The organism is Aeromonas sp. s2, from assembly GCF_040907935.1.
GTDB classification, from domain to species: Bacteria; Pseudomonadota; Gammaproteobacteria; order Enterobacterales; family Aeromonadaceae; genus Aeromonas; species Aeromonas dhakensis.
The window spans coordinates 363,685-383,413 of the sequence record NZ_JBFOCR010000005.1 but is presented as its reverse complement, the minus strand read 5'-3'; the positions used below and the strand labels follow the sequence as shown (position 1 = coordinate 383,413).

Below are 19,729 nucleotides of genomic sequence, written 5' to 3'. Positions count from 1 at the left end.
AAGGCTGCACAGTGGCCCGATGTCGTGATGCGCACAGCGATCATTCTCACCGCGGTTGGCGATAAGCAGACGCTGGATAGGGTGATATTGAGTCATGTTTCGTCCTTGAAACGGGGACGCCAGTTGGGGGAGCGTTTGTCGAAGAAGGCTTGCATCCCCTCCTGGGCTTCGAGACCGACCCGTACCCGGGCGATGGTCTCGACGGTTTTCTCTTCGTGCAGGCTGGCGCTGTGGCTCTCGAGGGCGGCCAGCAGCCGCTTGGTCTCTTTCATCGCCTCCGGCCCGTTGCGGCACAGACGCAGGGCCTGCGCGCGCCCTTCGGCCAGCAGCTGATCCGGCGGGCAGCGCCGGTGCGCCACGTTGAGCCGGCAGGCAGTGACCGCATCGAACGGTTCGGCGCTGAGCATCAGGGCACGGGCCTGGCGCATTCCCATGGCGCGCACCACGTAGGGGCTGATCACCGCGGGCACCAGCCCGAGGCTCACCTCGGAGAGGCAGAAGCGGGCGTCATCGGCGGCCAGCACCAGATCGCAGGCGCAGATGAGGCCGAGTGCCCCGCCGTAGGCGGCGCCCTGCACCAGCGCCACCGTGGGGAAAGGAAGCTCGTCCAGGGTTTGCATCAACCGGGCCAGCACCCGGGCGTCTTCCCGGTTGTGCTCGAAATCGGCGTGGGCCTGGTTGCGCATCCAGTTGAGGTCGGCGCCGGCGCAAAAATGCTTGCCTTCGGCGCGCAGCAGCAAGGCGTGGGGGCGGTCGGCGAGGGCCTGGCCGTGGGTGTGGGCCAGCTCGTCGAGGCAGTCCAGCAGCCCCAGCATGAGGTCGGCGTCGAAGGCGTTGTGGCGGGCCGGGCGCGACAGCACCAGCTCGGCCAGCGGGCCGTGTCGCTCCAGCCGAAAACCGGGCTGGACGTCGTGACTGAATGGATCGGACATGTGAACTCCTTACATCCGGAAGATGCCGTACTGTTCCGGGCCGGTCTCGGCCCCCTGACAGGCCGCCAGCGCCAATGCCAGCACGGTGCGACTCTGGGCCGGGTCGATGACGCCGTCGTCCCACAGGCGAGCGCTGGCGTAATAAGGGTGACCCTGACGCTCATACTGCTCGATCACCGGGGCGCGGATGGCGGCCGCCTCCTGCTCGCTCAACGGCTTGCCCTCGGCGGCCAGCTTGTCCCGGCGCACCTGCACCAGCACCCCGGCCGCCTGCTCGCCGCCCATGACGGAGATGCGGCTGTTGGGCCAGCTGAACAGAAAATCGGGGTCGTAGGCGCGCCCGCACATGCCGTAGTTGCCGGCGCCAAAGCTGCCGCCGACGACCAGGGTGATCTTGGGCACCCGGCTGCAGGCCACGGCGGTGACCAGCTTGGCGCCGTGCTTGGCGATCCCCTCGTGCTCAGCCGAGCTGCCCACCATAAAGCCGGTGATGTTCTGCAAAAAGAGCAACGGGATGGCGCGCCGGTTGCAGAGCTGGATGAAGTGGGCTCCCTTCTGGGCGCTGTCGCTGTGCAGCACCCCGTTGTTGGCGAGGATCCCCACCGGCATGCCGCAGATCCGGGCAAAACCGGTGACCAGGGTGGTGCCGAACAGCGCCTTGAATTCGTCAAAGTCAGAGCCATCCACCAGCCGGGCGATCAGCTCCCGCGCGTCATAGGGGCGCTTGAGGCTGGTGCCCACCAGGCCGTAGAGATCCTCGATGGGGTAGCAGGGGGGCTCGTAGCCGGGGTTGGTCTCTACCGGCTCGTTGCCCAGGTGGGTCACCAGGGTGCGGGCGATGGCCAGCGCATGGGCATCGTCGCGGGCCATGTGATCCGCCACCCCAGAGTGGGCGCAGTGCACCTCGGCCCCGCCCAGCGCCTCGGCGCTGATCTCCTCGCCGGTGGCCGCCTTGACCAGCGGCGGGCCCGCCAGAAAGATGGTGGCCTGTTCCTTGACCATGATCGATTCGTCCGCCATGGCGGGCACATAGGCGCCACCGGCGGTGCAGAGCCCCATCACCACCGCCAGCTGGGGGATGTTCTGGGCCGACATGCGGGCCTGGTTGTAGAAGATGCGGCCAAAGTGATCCCGGTCGGGGAACACCTCATCCTGCATCGGCAAGAAGGCGCCGCCGGAATCCACCAGATAGAGGCAGGGGAGGCGCAGCCGCTCGGCGATGGCCTGGGCGCGCAGGTGCTTTTTCACCGTGAGCGGGTAGTAGGTGCCGCCCTTCACGGTGGCATCGTTCACCACCAGCATGCACAGGCGCCCCGAGACCCGGCCGATGCCGGTGAGGATGCCGGCGGCGGGCACCGGCTCGTCATAGACCTGCCAGCCGGCCAGCGCCGACAGTTCGAGAAAGGGGGAGCCCGGGTCCAGCAACTGGTTGATGCGCTCGCGGGGCAGCAGCTTGCCACGGGCCTGATGGCGGGCGTTGTTGGCCGCGCCGCCGCCCAAGGCTATCTCCTCCAGACGGGCATTGAGATCGTCGACCAGAACCTGCATGGCGGCCCGATTTGCCTCGTAGTCGGGGCTGGCGGTGTCGAGGCGGGAGTGGAGCTTGCTCATGCATTCTCTCCTATCAGCTCGCGGCCGATGAGCCAGCGGCGGATCTCCGAGGTACCGGCGCCTATTTCGTAGAGCTTGGCGTCCCGTAGCAGGCGGCCGGTGGGGTATTCGTTGATGTAGCCGTTGCCGCCGAGCAGCTGGATGGCATCGAGCGCCATCTGGGTGGCATTTTCGGCGGCAAACAGGATGGCGGCGGCGCAATCCTTGCGGCTGGTGCGGCCCTGATCGCAGGCGCTCGCCACCGAGTAGACCAGCGCCCGGCTGCTGGCGAGGCGGGTATACATGTCGGCAAGTTTGCCCTGCACCAGCTGGAACTCACCTATGGGCTGGCCGAACTGCTTGCGCTCGCGCACATAGGGCAGCACCACGTCCATGCAGGCCTGCATGATGCCGAGCGGGCCGGCCGCCAGCACCACCCGCTCGTAGTCGAGCCCGCTCATCAATACCTTGACCCCGCCGTGCAGGGGGCCCAGCAGGTTTTCCTGCGGCACCCGGCAGTTGTCGAACACCAGCTCGCAGGTGCTGGAGCCGCGCATGCCGAGCTTGTCGAGCTTCTGGGCGGTGGAAAAACCTGGGGTCCCCGCCTCGACGATAAAGGCGGAAATCCCTTTGGGCCCGGCGGCGGCATCGGTCTTGGCATAGATGACGAAGGTGTCGGCATCGGGCCCATTGGTGATCCACATCTTGTTGCCGTTGAGCACGAAGTGATCCCCCTCGCGCACCGCGGTGAGGCGCATGCTCACCACGTCAGAGCCGGCGCCCGGCTCGCTCATGGCCAGGGCCCCCACATGCTCGCCGCTCACCAGCGGCGGCAGGTAGCGCGCTTTCTGCGCCGCCGTGCCGTGGCGGTGGATCTGGTTGATGCAGAGGTTGGAGTGGGCGCCGTAGGAGAGGCCGACCGAGGCGCTGGCGCGGCTCACCTGCTCCATCACCAGCACGTGGGCCAGATAGCCGAGGTTCACCCCGTCATACTCCTCCGCCACCGTGATGCCGTGCAGCCCCAGCTCACCCATCTGGGGCCAGAGATCGCGGGGGAAGACGTTGCTCTGATCGATGTCGCCGGCCCGCGGCGCGATCACTTTCTGGCAGAAGGCCTCGACCTGCTCGGTCAGGGCGCACAGGGTCTCGTCCATCACTGCATGCATCCTTGCTCTCCTCATATGAAGGGGTGACAGCCTGGCGGCCGAGCTGAAACAGGGGGCCAAACTGGTCAGTCCATTTGTGATTTAAGTTTACGTTAGCGTAAACGTAAATTGATTGTTAGTCTAAGGTAAATTTGTTGCGCCATGACGGCAAGGGCGATTGCCCGGTCGTGATGGTCCCCGTCACAGGAGTGCCCATGGCCCGCCCGCAAACGGCCCATGATGTGCCAGCAAGGAGAGAGTGCCCATGAACAACCATCAGACCCGGTTCGGTGACGTACCGCTGCACATCGGCGGGGAGGCGTACCCTTCCGCGAGCGAGCAGTGGATCGAGGTGACCGACCCGGCGGATCAGAGCCTGCTGGCGCGAGTGCCAAAGGCCACCTCGGCAGAAATTGAGCTGGCGGTGCGCACCGCTCACGACGCTTATCTGCTGTGGCGAGAGGTGCCGGCCTCCGAGCGGGCCCGGGTGATGTTCAACTACCAGCATCTCTTGAAGACGCATCACGACGAGCTGGCGGCCCTGCTGGCCCAGGAGACCGGCAAGAATCTGGCGGATGCCAAGGGGGATGTGTGGCGCGGTATCGAGGTGGTGGAGCAAGCCTGCGCCATCGCCAGCCAGACCCTGGGGGAGACCATGGGCAACGTGGCCCGCCGGGTCGACGGCCACTCCTGGGTGCAGCCGCTCGGGGTCTGCCTTGGCATCACACCCTTCAACTTTCCAGCCATGATCCCGCTCTGGATGTTCCCGCTGGCGGTAGCCTGCGGCAACGGTTTCGTGCTCAAGCCCTCCGAGCAGGATCCGCTCACCCCCATGCGCCTGGCCGAGCTGTTTACCGAGGCGGGGGCCCCCCGGGGCATTCTGTCGGTGGTGCACGGCGGCGCCGAGCAGGTGGATGCCCTGCTGGCCCATCCCGACATCAAGGCGGTCAGCTTTGTCGGCTCGGCCCGGGTCGGCGGCCACGTCTATCGCAGCGCCACTTCCCAGCTCAAGCGGGCCCAGTGCTTTGTCGGTGCCAAGAACCACATGGTGATCATGCCGGATGCCAACAAGGCGCAGGTGCTGAGCAACTTGGTGGGGGCCGGGGTCGGCGCCGCCGGTCAGCGCTGCATGGCCATCAGCGTGGCGGTGTTCGTGGGGAGTGCCCGGGAGTGGATCCCTGAGCTCGCCGCCGAGTTCGCCAAGGTGAAACCCGGTGTCTGGCACGATCCCGAAGCGGCTTATGGCCCGCTCATCAGCCCGGAGGCGAAAGTCAGGGTGGAGGGGCTTATCGAGGCGGGGATCGCCGAGGGGGCCGAGTGCCTGCTGGACGGCCGCTTCTGCGACGTGCCCGGCTACCCGGTGGGCAACTGGGTGGGGCCGACCCTGTTTCGCGGCGTGACCCCCGAGATGCGTATCTATAAGGAGGAGATCTTCGGGCCCGTGCTGGCCTGCCTCGAGGTAGGGAGTCTCGATGAGGCGCTCGCCCTCATCAACGACAACCCCTACGGCAACGGCACCTCCATCTTCACCGGCTGCGGCGCCGCCGCCCGCAAGTTCCGTCACGAGGTGGCGGTGGGCCAGGTGGGGATCAACGTGCCCATCCCGGTGCCGCTGCCGTTCTTCTCCTTCACCGGCTGGCGTGGCTCCTTCTACGGGGATCTGCACGCCTACGGCAAGCAGGCGGTGCGTTTTTACACCGAGACCAAGACGGTCACCGAACGCTGGTTCGACGAAGACATCCCGACCGGCCCCAACATGACCATCCAGCTGCGCTGACGGCAGGATGCCGCCCGGGTTGTCCGGGCGCCCAATTGACAGACACGGAACGACCGAACAAGTAAAAGGAAGCGAACAAGATGGATTTTAACCTGACCCCGGATCAGCAGGCCTATGTGGAGGCTGCCAGTGCCTTTGCCGAGGAGGCGCTCAAGCCCCACGCCGCGCGCTGGGACAAGGAGCACGAATTTCCCGTCCCGACCATCAAGCAGGCGGCGGCGCTCGGCTTTTGCGGCCTCTACACCCCGGAGCAGTATGGCGGCCTCGGCCTGCCGAGGCTCGATGCCAGCCTCATCTTCGAGCGCCTCGCCATGGGCTGCACCTCCACCACCGCCTATCTGACCATCCACAACATGGTGAGCTGGATGCTGGGCAGCTGGTTGCCTGCCGAGGTGGCCGAGGAGTGGGTACCCAGGCTGGCCAGCGGCGAGCTGCTGGGTTCTTATTGCCTCACCGAGCCGGGGGCTGGCTCCGATGCGGCGGCCCTCAAGACCCGCGCCGTGCGCGATGGCGAGGATTACCTCATCGATGGCAGCAAGGTGTTCATCTCGGGCGCCGGCAGCACCGACGTGCTGGTGGTGATGGCCCGCACCGGTGGCGAGGGGGCGAAGGGGATCTCCGCCTTCATGGTACCGGCCCAGATCCCTGGCGTGAGTTACGGCAAGGCGGAGGAGAAGATGGGCTGGAACAGCCAGCCGACCCGGGAGGTGAACTTTAGCGCCGTGCGCATTCCCGCCCGTTACAGGCTGGGACAGGAGGGCGAGGGGTTCAAGTTTGCCATGCAGGCGCTCGATGGCGGGCGCATCAACATCGCCACCTGTTCGGTCGGCACCGCCCAGCAGGCTCTCGACGATGCCCTGGCCCATGTGCAGCAGCGCCAGCAATTTGGCCACCCGATCAGCGAATTCCAGAGCGTGCAGTTCCGCCTGGCCGACATGGCCACCGAACTGGCGGCCGCCCGGCTGCTGGTACGTCAGGCGGCCGCGAGACTCGATGCCGGCGCGCCGGACAAGAGCGCCTGGTGCGCCATGGCCAAGCGCTTTGCCACCGATGTGGGCCACCGCATCTGCGACGACGCCCTGCAACTCTTTGGCGGCTATGGTTATATCCGCGAGTACCCGCTCGAGCGCTACCTGCGCGATACCCGGGTTCACCGCATTCTGGAGGGGACGAATGAAGTGATGCGGCTCATCATCGCCCGCCGTCTGCTGGCCGAGCCCGGTCTGGCGCTGGAGTAGCGAGAGGGGGCCGCCCTGACGACGCGGTTGGCGTGACTCGTCGTCAGGCTTTGTGAGCCAGCCGCAGGTCGGCTCCATTCAACCCTGTCATCATGGGGCAGGTTTTTTGACAAGGACAACGCAATGACAAGGATCAGGCTCGAATATCACGGTCACGTGGCCTACATCACCCTCGACCATCCTCCCGCCAATACCTGGACCCTCGCCAGCCTGCAGGCCTTCTTGCAGATGATGGTGGAGCTCGACGGCCGCCCCGACGTGGTGGCGCTGGTGATCCGCGGGGCCGGAGACAAGTTCTTCTGTGCCGGCGCCGATCTCAACATGTTTGCCGACGGCAACGTCGAGCACGCCCGCGAAGTGGCCGAGGCCTTTGGCCGCGCCTTCGAGGCGCTGGCCCGCTTTCACGGGGTCAGCATCGCCGCCATCAACGGCTACGCCATGGGGGGCGGCCTTGAGGTAGCGCTGGCCTGCGATATCCGCATCGCCGAGCAGCAGGCCAAGCTGGGCTTGCCGGAGGCCTCGGTGGGCTTGCTGCCCTGCGCCGGCGGTACCCAGCGCCTCACCGAACTGGTGGGGCCGGGCTGGGCCAAGCGGATGATCCTCTGCGGCGAGAAGGTGAGCGCCACCCTGGCCTACGAAATGGGGCTGGTGGAGGAGGTGGTGAAGGAGGGCCACGCCTGGGAAGCGGCGCACCAGATGGCCCAGTTGGTGGAGCGCCAGAGCCCGAGCGCCCTGCGCGCCTGCAAGACCCTAATCAATCAGGGGCGCAGCGGCCATCGGGACGCGGCGCTGCCGCTGGAGCGCAGCCTGTTCCTCACCCTGTTTGACGATGCCAACCAGCGCGAAGGGGTGGCCGCCTTCCTCGAGAAGCGGGCCCCGCGCTGGCACTATGACCAACCCACGCCGTTGAAAAGGGAGTGAAGGATGAATGAGGTAATGATGGCGGCCCGCCATGTCGCAGGGGCTGATACCCGGTCTGCGGAGGCTAGCCATGAGTGAGCCTGTGCGCATCGAGACCCACCCCACCGCGGATGGTCGCCACATCGGCATGCTGACCCTGGACAGCCCCGCCTCCCTCAATGCCCTGAGCCTTGAGATGATCCAGTTGTTGCAGGCGGCGCTGACCCGTTGGGAGCAGGATCCGGCCATCGTCTGCGTGCTGCTGCAGGGGGCCGGCGAGAAGGCGTTTTGCGCCGGCGGCGACATCCGCTCTTTTTATTACCGCAAGCAGGAGGCGAGCGAGTCGGCACTGTTCGGCTATGCTCGCGACTTCTTCGAGCAGGAGTACCGGCTTGATCACCACATCCACTGCTACAGCAAGCCCCTCATCTGCGTGGCGGACGGCATCTGCATGGGCGGCGGCATAGGCCTCTTTGCCGGGGCCGGTTGTCGGGTGGTGACCGAGAAGAGCCTGTTCGCCATGCCGGAGGTGACCATCGGCCTATATCCGGATGTGGGGGCAAGCTGGTTCCTGAGCCGCATGCCGGGCCGGCTCGGGCTCTGGCTCGGCCTCACCGGGGCCCGCTTCAACGGGGCGGACGCCATCGGTCTGGGTCTGGCGGATCACGCCATGGCGAGCCACGAGCGGATGGAGCTGCCGGCGCGCCTCGCCGCCCTAGACTGGTCTGGTGTTGCCGACGCCAGCGAGCAGATCGAGGGGCTGCTGGCCGGTTTGCAGCGATCCCTTGGCCAGACGCTGCCAGCCCCCGTGCTGTTGCCCCACCAGGCCCGCATCGATGCGCTGTTGGCCGGCCGCTCCCTGCAAGGGGTGCTGGCACGCCTCGAGGGGGCCGAGCTGGACGAACCGGCGCTGGCCCAGGCACGGGCGACTTGCCAGAGCGGCAGCCCCATCAGCCGCGCCATCCTCTGGCGCCAGTTCTGGCAGGCTCGGCGCCAGTCCCTGGCCGAGGTGTTTGCCGACGAGTTGACCCTCTCGGTCAACTGCGTGCTCAGAGGGGACTTCGTGGAAGGGGTGCGGGCCCTGCTCATCGACAAGGACAAATCCCCCCGCTGGCAGGCCCCGCAGACTGGTGAGGCCTGGCTGGATGCCTTCTATCGTTGGCCCGAGGGGGACAACCCCTTGCGCCCCCGCTGACGCGGGATCACACACAAGGAACAGACCATGACAAGGATTGGATTTATCGGGCTTGGCAACATGGGGGGCCCCATGGCCGCCAACCTGGCCAGGGCGGGGCACACAGTGCAGGTGTTTGATCTGGTGGCCGACAGTCTGACCCGCGCCATTGAGGCCGGCTGCATCGCCGCCGGCGATGCCCGCGAGGCGGTGAGCGGCTGCGAGCTGGTGATCAGCATGCTGCCGGCGGGCGAGCATGTGCGCAGCCTCTGGCTTGGCGAGAGCGCCGGTGAGCGGGGCGGGCAGGATCTGCTGGCGGCCCTGCCGCACGGCGCCCTGGTCATCGACTGCTCCACCATAGACGTGGCCTCGGCCCGCCAGGTGGGGGCGGCGGCGCAGGCGCGCGGCATCCGTTTTCTCGATGCTCCGGTGTCGGGAGGGGTAGCCGGCGCGGCGGCGGGGACGCTGACCTTCATCGTCGGCGGCGAACAGGCGGATTTTGAAGCGGCCAAGCCCGTGCTCGCCTGCATGGGGCAGAACCTGTTTCACGCCGGGGCGCTCGGCGCGGGCCAGATCGCCAAGATGTGCAACAACATGCTGCTTGCCATCCACATGGCGGGCACTGCGGAAGCGCTGGCGCTCGGGGTCAAGGAGGGGCTGGATCCGGGCGTGCTCTCCACCATCATGGGCAAGAGCTCGGGCAACAACTGGAGCCTGGAGCGCTACAACCCCTGGCCCGGGGTGATGGAGAACGTGCCGGCGTCGCGCAACTATCAAGGGGGCTTCATGACCCGGTTGATGGTCAAAGACTTAGGATTGGCCATGGCCCTGGCCGAGCATGCCCACAGCGCCGTGCCGATGGGGGCGCTGGCCCGCAACCTGTTCAACCTGCACGCCACCAAGGGGCAGGGGGCCCGGGATTTTTCCAGCATCGTCGAACTCTATCTGGACAAGACAGAGCCGGGTTAAGGGCCGCTATCTACCTTTTTACCCGATAGCCTTTGACTCGATAGTCACCGGCCATCTCACCAGGAGCATTTATGGATATCACACAGAAAGTCATCGCCATCACGGGGGCGGGCAGGGGGCTGGGCCGCGCCATCGCCCTGAGTCTGGCGGAACAGGGGGCGCAGCTTGCGCTCATCGACGTCAACCGCACCGATCTGGAGGTGACCGAGGCGGAGGTGCGCAGCCGTGACGGCCGCTGCGCCCTGTTCGTCTGCAACGTGGCGAGCGAGCCGGAGGTCGAGGCGACCTTCGCCGCCATCAAGGATCAGTTCGGTGCCCTGCACGGCCTCGTCAACTGCGCCGGCATACTGCGCGACGGCATGCTGATCAAGGTGAAGGAGGGGTTGCTTGCGGAGAAGATGAGCCTGGCCCAGTGGCAGAGCGTCATCGACGTCAACCTCACCGGCACCTTCCTGTGCGGGCGCGAGGGGGCGGCGCTGATGGCCACCGGCGGGGAGGGGGGCGTCATCATCAACATCTCCTCCATCGCCCGTGCCGGCAACATGGGTCAGAGCAACTATGCCGCCAGCAAGGCGGGGGTGGCCTCGCTGGTGGTCACCTGGGGGAAGGAGCTGGCCCGCCACGGCATCCGGGTGATGGGCATCGCCCCCGGGGTGTTCGCCACCGACATGACGGCGGCGATGAAGCCCGAAGCCATGGCCCGCATGCAGCAGGCCATCCCGGTGGGGAGCCTAGGGCAGGCGGCGCAACTGGCCCAGACGGTGCATTTTATTCTCGCCAATGACTATCTGTCGGGGCGGATGATCGAGCTGGACGGCGGCTTGCGCCTCTAGATTCTGGCTCTCTTTTGCAGATGCCCCTGGCCCTCGGCGCAGGGGCATTTTTATTGAAACGTTTGTCAGCAGTCAGGTTTGCCGAGCTCGGCTGCAAGCTGCATTCTCATGCAGGTCTTATCCGCAAAAAGGGGGCTCAGGTCATGGAAAAATGTGAAATATCAACGGGTCTTTCTTAATTTGAACCAGCTCACAGGCCCCCGGGGTCAGTGCTGTAAAATTGCGCGCGGTCAAGGCGGTGCATGATTGACGGTACGAGGGATTGCGGTCGGAATAGTCATGCAATATAGTTGCCGCCTTTTTCACGGGGTACGGATTTCTAGCCCCTCCCATATTGCGCGCAGTATGAATACGGACGCTCTGCCGCCGCCTAATTAAACAGGATTGAGATGGACAAGAAACTGGGGCTTGGCGCCCTCATCTCGCTGGTGATCGGCTCCATGGTCGGTGCCGGGGTCTTCAGTCTGCCGCAAAACATCGCCGCTCATGCCAGTGCCGGGGCCGTCGCTTTGGGATGGGCCATCACAGGTATCGGCATGATCTGCCTCGCGCTTGTGTATCAGAACCTCTCCATGCGTCGCCCGGATCTCGATGGCGGCATCTTCAGCTATGCCAAGGCCGGTTTCGGCGATTTCATCGGCTTCAACGCCGCCTGGGGCTACTGGCTCTGCCAGCTGCTGGCCAACGTCTCCTACGCCATCGTGGTGTTCAGCGCACTGAGCTACTTCTTCGATACACCTGACAACGTCATCTTCGGTGACGGCAACACCCCGGTGGCCATCACGCTCGCCTCCATCCTCATCTGGTCGGTACACGCCCTGGTGCTGCGCGGCATCCAGGTGGCGGCGCTGGTGAACATAGTCACCACCATCGCCAAGATGGTGCCCCTCATCGTCTTCTGCGTGGCCATCCTGCTCGCCTTCAACATGGATACCTTCACCCTGGACATCTGGGGTCAGGGTACCCCTGAGCTGGGCTCCGTGATGGATCAGGTCAAGTCCACCATGAAGGTGACGCTCTGGGTCTTCATCGGCATCGAGGGGGCCGTGGTGGTCTCCGCCCGTGCCCGCCATCGCAAGGACGTAGGCCGTGCCACCGTGCTGGCACTGCTGGGGGCCCTGACGCTCTACGTCATGGTGACCCTGTTCTCGCTGGGGGTCATGAACCAGCCGCAACTGGCGGCCCTCAAGAACCCCTCCACCGCCATGATCCTGGAAGCCGTGGTCGGCCCCTGGGGGGCCTGGCTCATCAACATCGGCCTGGTGATCTCGGTGATGGGGGCCCTGCTGAGCTGGACCGTGCTGGCGGCGGAAGTGCCCTACATCGCGGGCAAGACCGGCGTCTTCCCCGGCTGGTTCGCCAAAGAGAACAAGAACGGCTCGCCGCAGGTGTCGCTCTGGTGCTCCACCTGCCTGGTACAGACCTTCCTCATCATCATCTACTTTCAGAGCAGCACCTATCTGGCGCTGGTCAACATCGCCACCTCGGCGGCGCTGGTGCCCTACGTCTTCTCGGGTGCTTACGGGCTGAAGCTGGCGCTGAAAGGGGAGACCTACGCAGGCCAGCCCCATCAGCGCAAGCGCGACCTTTTCCTGGCGCTGGTGGCGACCGTCTATGGCTGCTGGCTGGTCTATGCCGCCGGGGTCGAGTACCTGCTGCTGGTGGCGCTGCTCTACAGCCCCGGCATCTTCATCTACTGGAAGGCGCGCCAGCATCACGGGCTGCGCGGCCTCAACCGGCTGGAGCAGGGGATGACGGCGGCCCTGCTCGGTTGCGCCGTGCTGGCCTTCTACAAGGTGATGGACGGTACCATTCCCTTGAGTTAACCGGCACAATAAAGAGATGGCCCAAGGGCCATCTCTTTTTTTATGTGCTGCACACGCTCCGGTGCGCGGCAGAGCCTCGGAAGGAATTTTTATGCTGTTTATGGGTTATCTGCTGCTGGGGGCATTCGCCGGCATGCTGGCGGGATTGTTCGGCATCGGCGGCGGTCTCATCATAGTGCCCGTGCTGGTATTGAGTTTTCATGCCCAGGGGGTCGCCCCCGACATCATTACCCATCTGGCGCTCGGCACCTCGCTGCCCACCATGATCTTCACCGGCTTCAGCTCCCTGCGTGCCCACCAGGAGGCCGGGGCGGTGGACTGGGTGATGATCCGCCGGCTTGGCGCCGGCATGCTGGTCGGGGCCTGGCTCGGCGGCATGACCGCCAATCTGCTCAGCGCCAGCACCCTCAACATCATCATTGGTTGCTTCGCCTGGACCATGGCGCTGCAGATGGGGCTCAATCTCAAGCCCAAGGCGGAGCGTCATCTGCCGGGGGCGCTCGGCACCGGCATCGCCGGCACCCTCATCGGCTGGATGTCTGCACTGTTTGGCATCGGTGGCGGCTCGCTGACCGTGCCTTATCTGAGCTGGAACAGCGTGCCGATGCGCAACGCCGTGGCGGCCTCCGCCGCCTGCAGCATGCCCATCGCCCTGGCCGGCAGCCTCAGCTACCTCTATGCCGGCTGGGGCAACCCGGATCTGCCAGAGTGGAGCCTGGGTTATATCTATCTGCCGGCGCTGCTTGGCATAGTGCTCACCAGTACCCAGTTTGCCCGGGTGGGGGCCAAGCTGGCGCACCGGCTCTCGCCCCAGCGGCTCAAGCAGGCGTTCGCCCTGTTGATGCTGCTGGTGGGGGCCAAATTCATGCTGTTTAGCTGAACCCTTGGCCAGATTGTTGAAAAATAAGGCGAACGGCACGAGCAAGGGCAGAAAGCCGTTGCATTGAGGGACCAGTTTGCCTATTCTCCTCGCCGGTGGTCCTATTGGTCCTCTCGCATTGATAACCCGTCGACCTGGTCAGGACCGGAAGGTAGCAGCCAAGGCGGGGGACTCGAGTGCCGGGATGTGGCTGGTAGGGCCACCACTTGTTTCTGCCATTCAATAAGTTACCTATCAATCTCTCTTCAGGCCTCTTGGTCATCCATTTGATGTGGATGAGTCTGGCGTCTTCATCCCATATTTCCGGCTCTCTGCCGCAAGCTCTCAGGTGCGACCGCAAGGTGGCTCTGGAGTCTGGCGCAAACGTCCTCTTGATCTTCTACGCAGTTCCCTTGGGATCATGTTTCCCTCAGTCACTGCCCGTGGCCTCTATTGCCTTTGCATTCTCTTTGTTCTCACCACGCTACAACCCCTTTTCGAAAGAAAAGGGTCTACCGTGCGCCTACGGCCAGGCGCTGGAAAGCGCCAGACCGTCGGCAATCCCGGGCACTTGACTGGTGGCGCGTGAACCACTTGTTGACCTGACGGGCAACGACCGGCGCAGGGGCATCAGGCCAGCTGCGCTCGCTTCTCGATCAGGAAATCCATCAGCGCCCGGATCTTGGCCGGCATCTGGGCCCGCGAGGGCACATAGAGATAAAACCCAGGGAAGGGGGGGCACCAGGGGGCGAGCACCCGCACCAGCGATCCATCACTCAGGTACTGGCGCACCCGCAGATCCAGGTGTTTGACCAGCCCCACCCCCTGCAGGGCCGCCTGCAGCATGCTGTCGTCGTCGTTGAATACGGCGTTGCCCTTGGGATCGACGATCTGGGTGTGCTGCTCCTCATCGGGGGAGGTAAACGACCAGCGGTCTATGGTGTTGCTGGAGGTGAAGCGGTAGGCCAGGCAGTTGTGCCGGGTGAGATCGCCCGGGCTCTGTGGCGTGCCATGCTGCCTGAAATAGTCGGGTGAGCCGACGATGGCCATGGTCAAAGGCGGGGTGATGGGCACCGCCACCACGTGTTCATCCAGGCTCTCCCCCAGGCGAATGCCGGCATCCATCCCGTCGGCAATGATGTTGGAAAAACCGTCCGCCATCACCAGCTCCAGCCGCAGCTTGGGATGGCGCGCCAGAAACTCCCCCATGTGCGGCTCGAGCAGCAGCCTGGCGGCGATGCGCGAACTGTTGATGCGAATAAGGCCCGAGGGCTCAAGGTGGGAGTCATTGAGCTCGCTCACCACCCGCTCGATGGCCGTGAGGGAGGGTTGCAGCACATCCAGCAGGCGTTGCCCCTCCTCGGTTAGCGACATGTCGCGGGTGGTACGGTTGAGCAGCCGCACCTGCAGCTGCTGCTCCAGCCCCTTCAGGTGCTGGGAGAGGGCGGCGCGGGTCACCCCCATCTCGGTGGCGGCCTTGGTGAAGCTGCGGTGACGGGCGATGTGGGCAAACCACGTCAGTGACGCGACGAGTGAAGGTTCTATGGGCATTTGTTTAGCCTGGCTAATCAGTCATGTCTGGATAGGTGCGTATATCTAGCTCAATAGACTTACTACTATTAGCTCGAACTCGCGTCAAGCATGACGCCCCTGAACCTAACGGAGAGCCCGACCATGTCCCATGTCACCTTCCCCAATCGCAACGGCCAAGGCATCACCATGGCCGCCATCGTTCACTTCCCGCCGCACTTCGATGAGCGCAAGCAGTACCCGGCGGTTGTGGTTTCCCACCCCGGCGGCGGGGTGAAGGAGCAGACCGCGGGCCTGTACGCCAGCAAGCTGGCCGAGCAGGGCCTCGTTGCCATCGCCTTTGACCGCTCCTATCAGGGCGAGAGCTCGGGCGAGCCGCGTCAGCTGGAGAATCCCCACGTCAGCACCGAAGATGTCAGCGCCGTGGTGGACTACCTGACCACGCTGCCCTATGTCGACGAGAACCGGATCGGGGCCATGGGCATCTGCGCCGGTGCCGGCTACAGCGCCAATGCCGCCATCCAGGATCGCCGCATCAAGGCGCTCGGCATGGTCAGCGCGGTCAACATCGGCCAGATGTTCCGCAATGGCTGGGACAACAGCGTCAAGGATGCCGATGCCATGGGCTATCTGGACTTCGGCTCCCAGGCCCGCACCGCAGATGCGACCGGCACCGCCTACGCCACCATCCCCTTGGCGCCCCTGCGTGAAGAGGATGCCCCCAATGAGGAGCTGCGCGAAGCCTGGGAGTACTACCACACCCCGCGCTGCGAGCACCCCAACGCGCCGGGCTTTGCCCTGACCCGCAACCTGAACCAGATCATCACCTACGACGCCTATCACAAGGCGGAGGCCTTCCTGACCCAGCCCATTCTGGCGGTGGCTGGCAGTGTGGCCGGCAGCAAGTGGATGAGCGATGACCTGCTGGCGCGCGCCGCGAGCACAGACAAGACCCTGCATGTGGTGGAGGGGGCCAACCACATGTCCCTCTACGATGTGCCCCGCCATGTCGACGAGGCCGTCGCCAAGCTGGCCCCCTTCTTCCTGCGAACCCTGAACTAATCGGCCCGCGAGAGGGGGAGACCCCTCTCGCTTATCGAGGAGCATCATCATGAGCCATGTATTGAACCTGACCTATCAGAACCTGGGCTGGCAGACGGCGGCCGACCTCTACCTGCCGCCCGATTTCGACGAGCAAAAGCGCTACCCGGCCATCGTCAGCACCCACCCCATCGGCAGCTGCAAGGAGCAGACCGCCGGCAATGTCTACGCCAAGGGGCTGGCCGCGGCAGGGTTCGTGGTGCTGGTGCCCGACGCCAGCTTTCAGGGCGCCAGCGGCGGTGAGCCGCGCTTTATCGAGGATCCGGCGATTCGGGTCTCCGACATCCGCTTTGCGGTGGACTACCTGCAATCCCTCTCTTATGTGGACAGCGATCGCATCGGCGCCATCGGCGTGTGCGGCGGCGGCGCCTACACCATCCATGCGGGCATCACGGATCACCGCCTCAAGGCGCTGGCCTCCATCACTGGGGTCAACTATGGCCGCCTGATCCGCGAAGGCTTCGCCCAGTTCAAACCTCTTGAGCTGGCCCAGGGCATCGCCCGGATGCGCACGGCGCAGGCGCAAGGGAGCTCTACGGAACCCGCCGATCTGCTGCCAGCGTCCGTGGCGGCGGCCACCGCGGCAGGCATCACCGACATCGACGTGCTGGAGGCCACCGAGTACTACAAGACGGCGCGCGGCCAGCAGCCCCATGGCGCGACCCGCCAGCTGATGTCCTTCACCGGCGCCGCCATGGGGTGGGATGCCTTCCTCCATGCCGAGGTGCTGCTGACCCAGCCGTTGATGGTGGTCATCGGCGACAAGGCGGGGGGCTTTGGCGCCTATCGGGATGGCTGGGAGATCTACGGCCGCGCCGCCTCCACCGACAAGCACATTGTCGTGGCCGAAGGCTGGTCCCATTACGACCTCTACGACAAAGCCGAGCCGGTGGCCATCGCCATGGCAAGCCTCGTGCCCTTCTTCCAGCGCACCCTGTGATCCCGCGGTGGGGGCATCCCCCACCCATTGATGAGACAAACGAAAGGTCAACCGATATGCGAAACGTACTGATCCTCGGCGCCAGCGGCCAGATAGCTCGGTGGGTGGTCAAGGGGCTCGCCGGGCAGGGCGACATCCGCCAGACCCTGCTGCTGCGCGACCCAAAGAAGTTGAGCGGCCGTGAGCCGGCCAACGCCAGGGTGGTGATCGGCAGCGTGCTGGACAAGCCGCTGCTCAAGGAGGCGATGGCAGGACAAGAGATCGTCTACGCCAACCTCAGTGGCGACAACCTGGACAAGCAGGCCCAGGCGATCATCACCGCCATGCAGGCCGCCGGAGTGAAGCGCCTGGTCTTCGTGCTGTCCCTTGGGATCTACGACGAGGTGCCCGGCAAGTTCGGCCAGTGGAATCGCGGCATCATCGGCGAGGAGCTTAAACCCTACCGACGTGCCGCAGACGCCATCGAGGCATCGGGTCTGGATTACACCATCTTGCGCCCGGCCTGGCTGACCGATGAGGATGACGTGGATTACGAGCTGACCGCCAAGGGTCAGCCCTTCTTGGGCACTGTGGTGTCGCGCAGGAGCGTGGGGGATCTCATCACCCGGATCCTGGTCTCCCCCGAACTGCACGTGAGGGAGAACCTTGGCATCCACCAACCCGGCAGCGAGGGTGACAAGCCGTACTTCATGTAAGGGGAGGCGAGGGCGCTGGTCTGCGGTGCCGGGACGGGGGCGCTGGCGTCATGTTGCTTGCAGCGACGCCATGCCGGCCCGATGGGCCTGCTCCAGCTCATCCAGGTCGAGCACATAGGCGCGGTTGTCCGCGAGGCTGGCTATCGCCAGATCGATGAAGTGGCGTACCCGAGCGGGCTGGGCGGCGCGACTGCCGTAGTAGAGAAAAAGGCCGAGCCTCTGGGTCATGTGCTCGAGCAGCAAGGGCACCAGGCGGCCGGCGCGGATATGCGCCGCCGCCGTAGGCCCGGCCAGCTGGCCGATGACGTCGCCAGCCAGCACGGCCCCCAGCTCCACCATCTCGTCGTTGGTGGAGAGCGCCGGGCGCACCGGATGCTCCTGCAGTTCGTCCCCCATCTTGACGTACCAGGGGATCAGGCGCCCGTTGCCGGCGTGGCGAAAGGCACTGCAGCGATGCAGGGCAAGGTCGTGCAGGGTGAGGGGCACGCCGAATTTGCGCAGATACGCGGGGGCGGCGCAGATGATGAGCTGCATGGGGAACAGGCGGCGCGCGATCAGCCCCTCCTGGGGCGAGATGCCGATGCGCAGCCCCACATCGACCCGCTCCTCCACCCAGTTGCCGACCCTGTCATCGAGCCGGATATCCGGCTGCACATCGGGATAGCGGCGGCAGTACTCCTCCAGCAGCGGCCCTATGACCGTCTGTACCACGGAGCGCGGGCCCACTATTCGCAGCGGGCCGGCGAACTCCTCACGGGTCTGGCGCGCCGCCGTCAGGGCCTGCTGCAGGCCGAGCAGGGCAGGCTGCGCCGCCTCCAGAAATCGTTGCCCCTCTTCGGTCAGCGACATGCTGCGGGTGGTGCGATGAAACAGGCGCACCCCCAGATACCTTTCCAGCTGCCCGAGCGCCTTGCTGGCGGCCTGGGGAGAGATCTGCTGGGCCTCGGCCGCCTTGCTGAGGCTGCCCAGCTCGGCCGTGTGTACGAAGGTGGTGATGGAGCGCAATTCGTTGATCATGGTCTGGCTCATGGATTTACATCATTTGGTTGTAACTGATTCCGCCATTTACCGTCTAGTTCGATGTTTATCCCATCTCTATAGTGCGTCCATCGACCGCGCCAGCCTTAAGCGCTTGACTCCCCTTCGGGTTGGTTGAGACAAGGGGCTGTGCATCCATGGTTACCAGGGCAGTTCCGGCTGCATTGTGAGAAAAGGAGCAAGCATGCAAACACGTCAATTGGGTAACAGCGGGCTGACGGTATCCGCCATCGGTCTGGGCTGCATGGGCTTGAGCTTTGGTTATGGCCCCGCCACCGACAAGGCGGAGGCGATCGCCCTGATCCGGCGCGCCCATGAGCTCGGGGTCACCTTCTTCGATACCGCCGAAGCCTATGGCCCTAGCGACAACGAGTTGCTGCTGGGGGAGGCGCTGGCCCCGTTTCGCGACAAGGTGGTGATCGCCACCAAATTCGGCTTCAAGCACGGCAAGGTACCCGATGGGCTGGACAGCCGGCCGGAGAATATCCGCGCCGTGGCCGAGGCATCCCTGCGCCGGCTCAACACCGATGTCATCGATCTCTTCTATCAGCACCGCGTCGATCCCGAGGTGCCGATGGAAGAGGTGGCCGGCACAGTACAGGATCTGATCCGCGAGGGGAAAGTGCGCCACTTCGGTCTGTCCGAGGCCGGCGTCGATTCCATCCGCCGTGCCCACAAGGTGCAGCCGGTGGCGGCGCTGCAGAGCGAATACTCCCTCTGGTGGCGTGAGCCCGAGCAGACGATCCTGCCGCTGCTCGACGAGCTGGGGATAGGTTTCGTGCCGTTCAGCCCGCTCGGCAAGGGCTTTCTGACCGGGGCCATCAAGGCCGATACCCGCTTCGAGGCGAACGATTTTCGCAGAATAGTGCCGCGCTTTGCCGAGGAGGCCCGCGCCGCCAACCTGCGCCTGGTGGAGGTGCTGGGGGATCTGGCCGCCAGCAAGGGGGTGACGCCGGCCCAGATTGCGCTTGCCTGGCTGCTGGCCCAGCGGCCCTGGATCGTGCCCATTCCGGGCACCACCAAGCTGCACCGGCTGGAAGAGAACCTGGGGGCCGCCGCCATCAGGCTCGGCAGCCGCGAGCTGGCCGACATTGACGCCGCCGTGGCAGGCATCGAGCTGGAAGGGGGGCGCTACCCGGCGCACCTGGGAAAACTGGTGGGGCGCTGAGGCGCCCTGTTTGA

The 19,729-nt window shown here is 65.3% G+C and carries 17 protein-coding genes and 1 other RNA gene; 13 read left to right on the top strand and 5 right to left on the bottom strand.

Annotation, left to right across the window (positions count from 1 at the left end; translation table 11 throughout):
- Nucleotides 1–92 precede the first annotated feature (92 nt).
- The 3 genes from AB5Y81_RS03200 to AB5Y81_RS03190 are packed head-to-tail and all read right to left on the bottom strand — an operon-like array spanning nucleotide 93 to nucleotide 3,688.
- Complete coding sequence (locus AB5Y81_RS03200; protein ID WP_279484278.1) at nucleotides 93–932, bottom strand: enoyl-CoA hydratase-related protein; 840 nt, start codon at nucleotides 930–932, stop codon at nucleotides 93–95.
- A 9-nt stretch (nucleotides 933–941) separates the two neighbouring features.
- The gene (locus AB5Y81_RS03195; RefSeq protein ID WP_279484279.1) at nucleotides 942–2,543 is read right to left on the bottom strand and encodes a carboxyl transferase domain-containing protein; all 1,602 of its coding nucleotides are present in this window, start codon (nucleotides 2,541–2,543) and stop codon (nucleotides 942–944) included.
- Nucleotides 2,540–3,688, bottom strand: a complete 1,149-nt coding sequence (locus tag AB5Y81_RS03190; RefSeq protein ID WP_226008539.1) for an isovaleryl-CoA dehydrogenase — start codon at nucleotides 3,686–3,688, stop codon at nucleotides 2,540–2,542. The genes AB5Y81_RS03195 and AB5Y81_RS03190 overlap by 4 nt, the downstream gene beginning before the upstream one ends.
- A gap of 244 nt (nucleotides 3,689–3,932) precedes the next feature.
- On the opposite strand from AB5Y81_RS03190, the gene AB5Y81_RS03185 reads away from it, so the two are divergent.
- The 9 genes from AB5Y81_RS03185 (at nucleotide 3,933) to ffs (ending at nucleotide 13,463) form a co-directional block, all read left to right on the top strand.
- Nucleotides 3,933–5,444: a CoA-acylating methylmalonate-semialdehyde dehydrogenase gene (locus tag AB5Y81_RS03185; protein ID WP_226008538.1), complete on the top strand. Its 1,512-nt coding sequence runs from the start codon at nucleotides 3,933–3,935 to the stop codon at nucleotides 5,442–5,444.
- Between the two features lie 80 nt (nucleotides 5,445–5,524).
- Nucleotides 5,525–6,682 (top strand): acyl-CoA dehydrogenase family protein, encoded by a 1,158-nt coding sequence (locus AB5Y81_RS03180; protein ID WP_279484280.1) that lies wholly within the window; start codon nucleotides 5,525–5,527, stop codon nucleotides 6,680–6,682.
- Between the two features lie 123 nt (nucleotides 6,683–6,805).
- Nucleotides 6,806–7,603, top strand: coding sequence for an enoyl-CoA hydratase (locus AB5Y81_RS03175; RefSeq protein ID WP_279484281.1), 798 nt, complete (start codon nucleotides 6,806–6,808; stop codon nucleotides 7,601–7,603).
- Nucleotides 7,604–7,673: 70 nt separating this feature from the next.
- Nucleotides 7,674–8,777 carry an enoyl-CoA hydratase/isomerase family protein gene (locus tag AB5Y81_RS03170; RefSeq protein ID WP_279484282.1) on the top strand — a complete coding sequence of 368 codons (1,104 nt, stop codon included), beginning with the start codon at nucleotides 7,674–7,676 and terminating at the stop codon, nucleotides 8,775–8,777.
- Between the two features lie 27 nt (nucleotides 8,778–8,804).
- Nucleotides 8,805–9,725: a 3-hydroxyisobutyrate dehydrogenase gene (gene mmsB / locus AB5Y81_RS03165; RefSeq protein ID WP_274182590.1), complete on the top strand. Its 921-nt coding sequence runs from the start codon at nucleotides 8,805–8,807 to the stop codon at nucleotides 9,723–9,725.
- A gap of 71 nt (nucleotides 9,726–9,796) precedes the next feature.
- Nucleotides 9,797–10,558 (top strand): SDR family oxidoreductase, encoded by a 762-nt coding sequence (locus AB5Y81_RS03160; protein WP_017786952.1) that lies wholly within the window; start codon nucleotides 9,797–9,799, stop codon nucleotides 10,556–10,558.
- A gap of 389 nt (nucleotides 10,559–10,947) precedes the next feature.
- Nucleotides 10,948–12,384, top strand: a complete 1,437-nt coding sequence (gene arcD, locus AB5Y81_RS03155) for an arginine-ornithine antiporter (protein ID WP_010633821.1) — start codon at nucleotides 10,948–10,950, stop codon at nucleotides 12,382–12,384.
- Nucleotides 12,385–12,475: 91 nt separating this feature from the next.
- Entirely contained in the window at nucleotides 12,476–13,264 is a 789-nt protein-coding gene (locus AB5Y81_RS03150) for a sulfite exporter TauE/SafE family protein (RefSeq protein WP_017779682.1), read from the top strand.
- Between the two features lie 102 nt (nucleotides 13,265–13,366).
- Nucleotides 13,367–13,463: signal recognition particle sRNA small type (gene ffs / locus AB5Y81_RS03145), an RNA gene on the top strand.
- A gap of 410 nt (nucleotides 13,464–13,873) precedes the next feature.
- Here ffs and AB5Y81_RS03140 read toward each other — a convergent pair.
- The gene (locus AB5Y81_RS03140) at nucleotides 13,874–14,794 is read right to left on the bottom strand and encodes a LysR family transcriptional regulator (protein WP_279484283.1); all 921 of its coding nucleotides are present in this window, start codon (nucleotides 14,792–14,794) and stop codon (nucleotides 13,874–13,876) included.
- 123 nt (nucleotides 14,795–14,917) lie between these two features.
- Here AB5Y81_RS03140 and AB5Y81_RS03135 point away from each other — a divergent pair, with 123 nt between their 5' ends.
- From AB5Y81_RS03135 to AB5Y81_RS03125, 3 genes are read left to right on the top strand one after another with little or no spacing between them, the layout of a single operon-like run.
- On the top strand, nucleotides 14,918–15,835 hold the full coding sequence (locus AB5Y81_RS03135; protein ID WP_279484284.1) for an alpha/beta hydrolase: 918 nt from the start codon (nucleotides 14,918–14,920) through the stop codon (nucleotides 15,833–15,835).
- Between the two features lie 49 nt (nucleotides 15,836–15,884).
- Nucleotides 15,885–16,814 (top strand): alpha/beta hydrolase, encoded by a 930-nt coding sequence (locus AB5Y81_RS03130; RefSeq protein WP_279484285.1) that lies wholly within the window; start codon nucleotides 15,885–15,887, stop codon nucleotides 16,812–16,814.
- Between the two features lie 56 nt (nucleotides 16,815–16,870).
- Nucleotides 16,871–17,509: an SDR family oxidoreductase gene (locus tag AB5Y81_RS03125; protein ID WP_279484286.1), complete on the top strand. Its 639-nt coding sequence runs from the start codon at nucleotides 16,871–16,873 to the stop codon at nucleotides 17,507–17,509.
- A 48-nt stretch (nucleotides 17,510–17,557) separates the two neighbouring features.
- Here AB5Y81_RS03125 and AB5Y81_RS03120 read toward each other — a convergent pair whose 3' ends face one another.
- Entirely contained in the window at nucleotides 17,558–18,538 is a 981-nt protein-coding gene (locus tag AB5Y81_RS03120; RefSeq protein WP_279484287.1) for a LysR family transcriptional regulator, read from the bottom strand.
- A gap of 193 nt (nucleotides 18,539–18,731) precedes the next feature.
- On the opposite strand from AB5Y81_RS03120, the gene AB5Y81_RS03115 reads away from it, so the two are divergent.
- The gene (locus AB5Y81_RS03115) at nucleotides 18,732–19,715 is read left to right on the top strand and encodes an aldo/keto reductase (protein WP_279484288.1); all 984 of its coding nucleotides are present in this window, start codon (nucleotides 18,732–18,734) and stop codon (nucleotides 19,713–19,715) included.
- The last annotated feature ends 14 nt before the right edge of the window (nucleotides 19,716–19,729 follow it).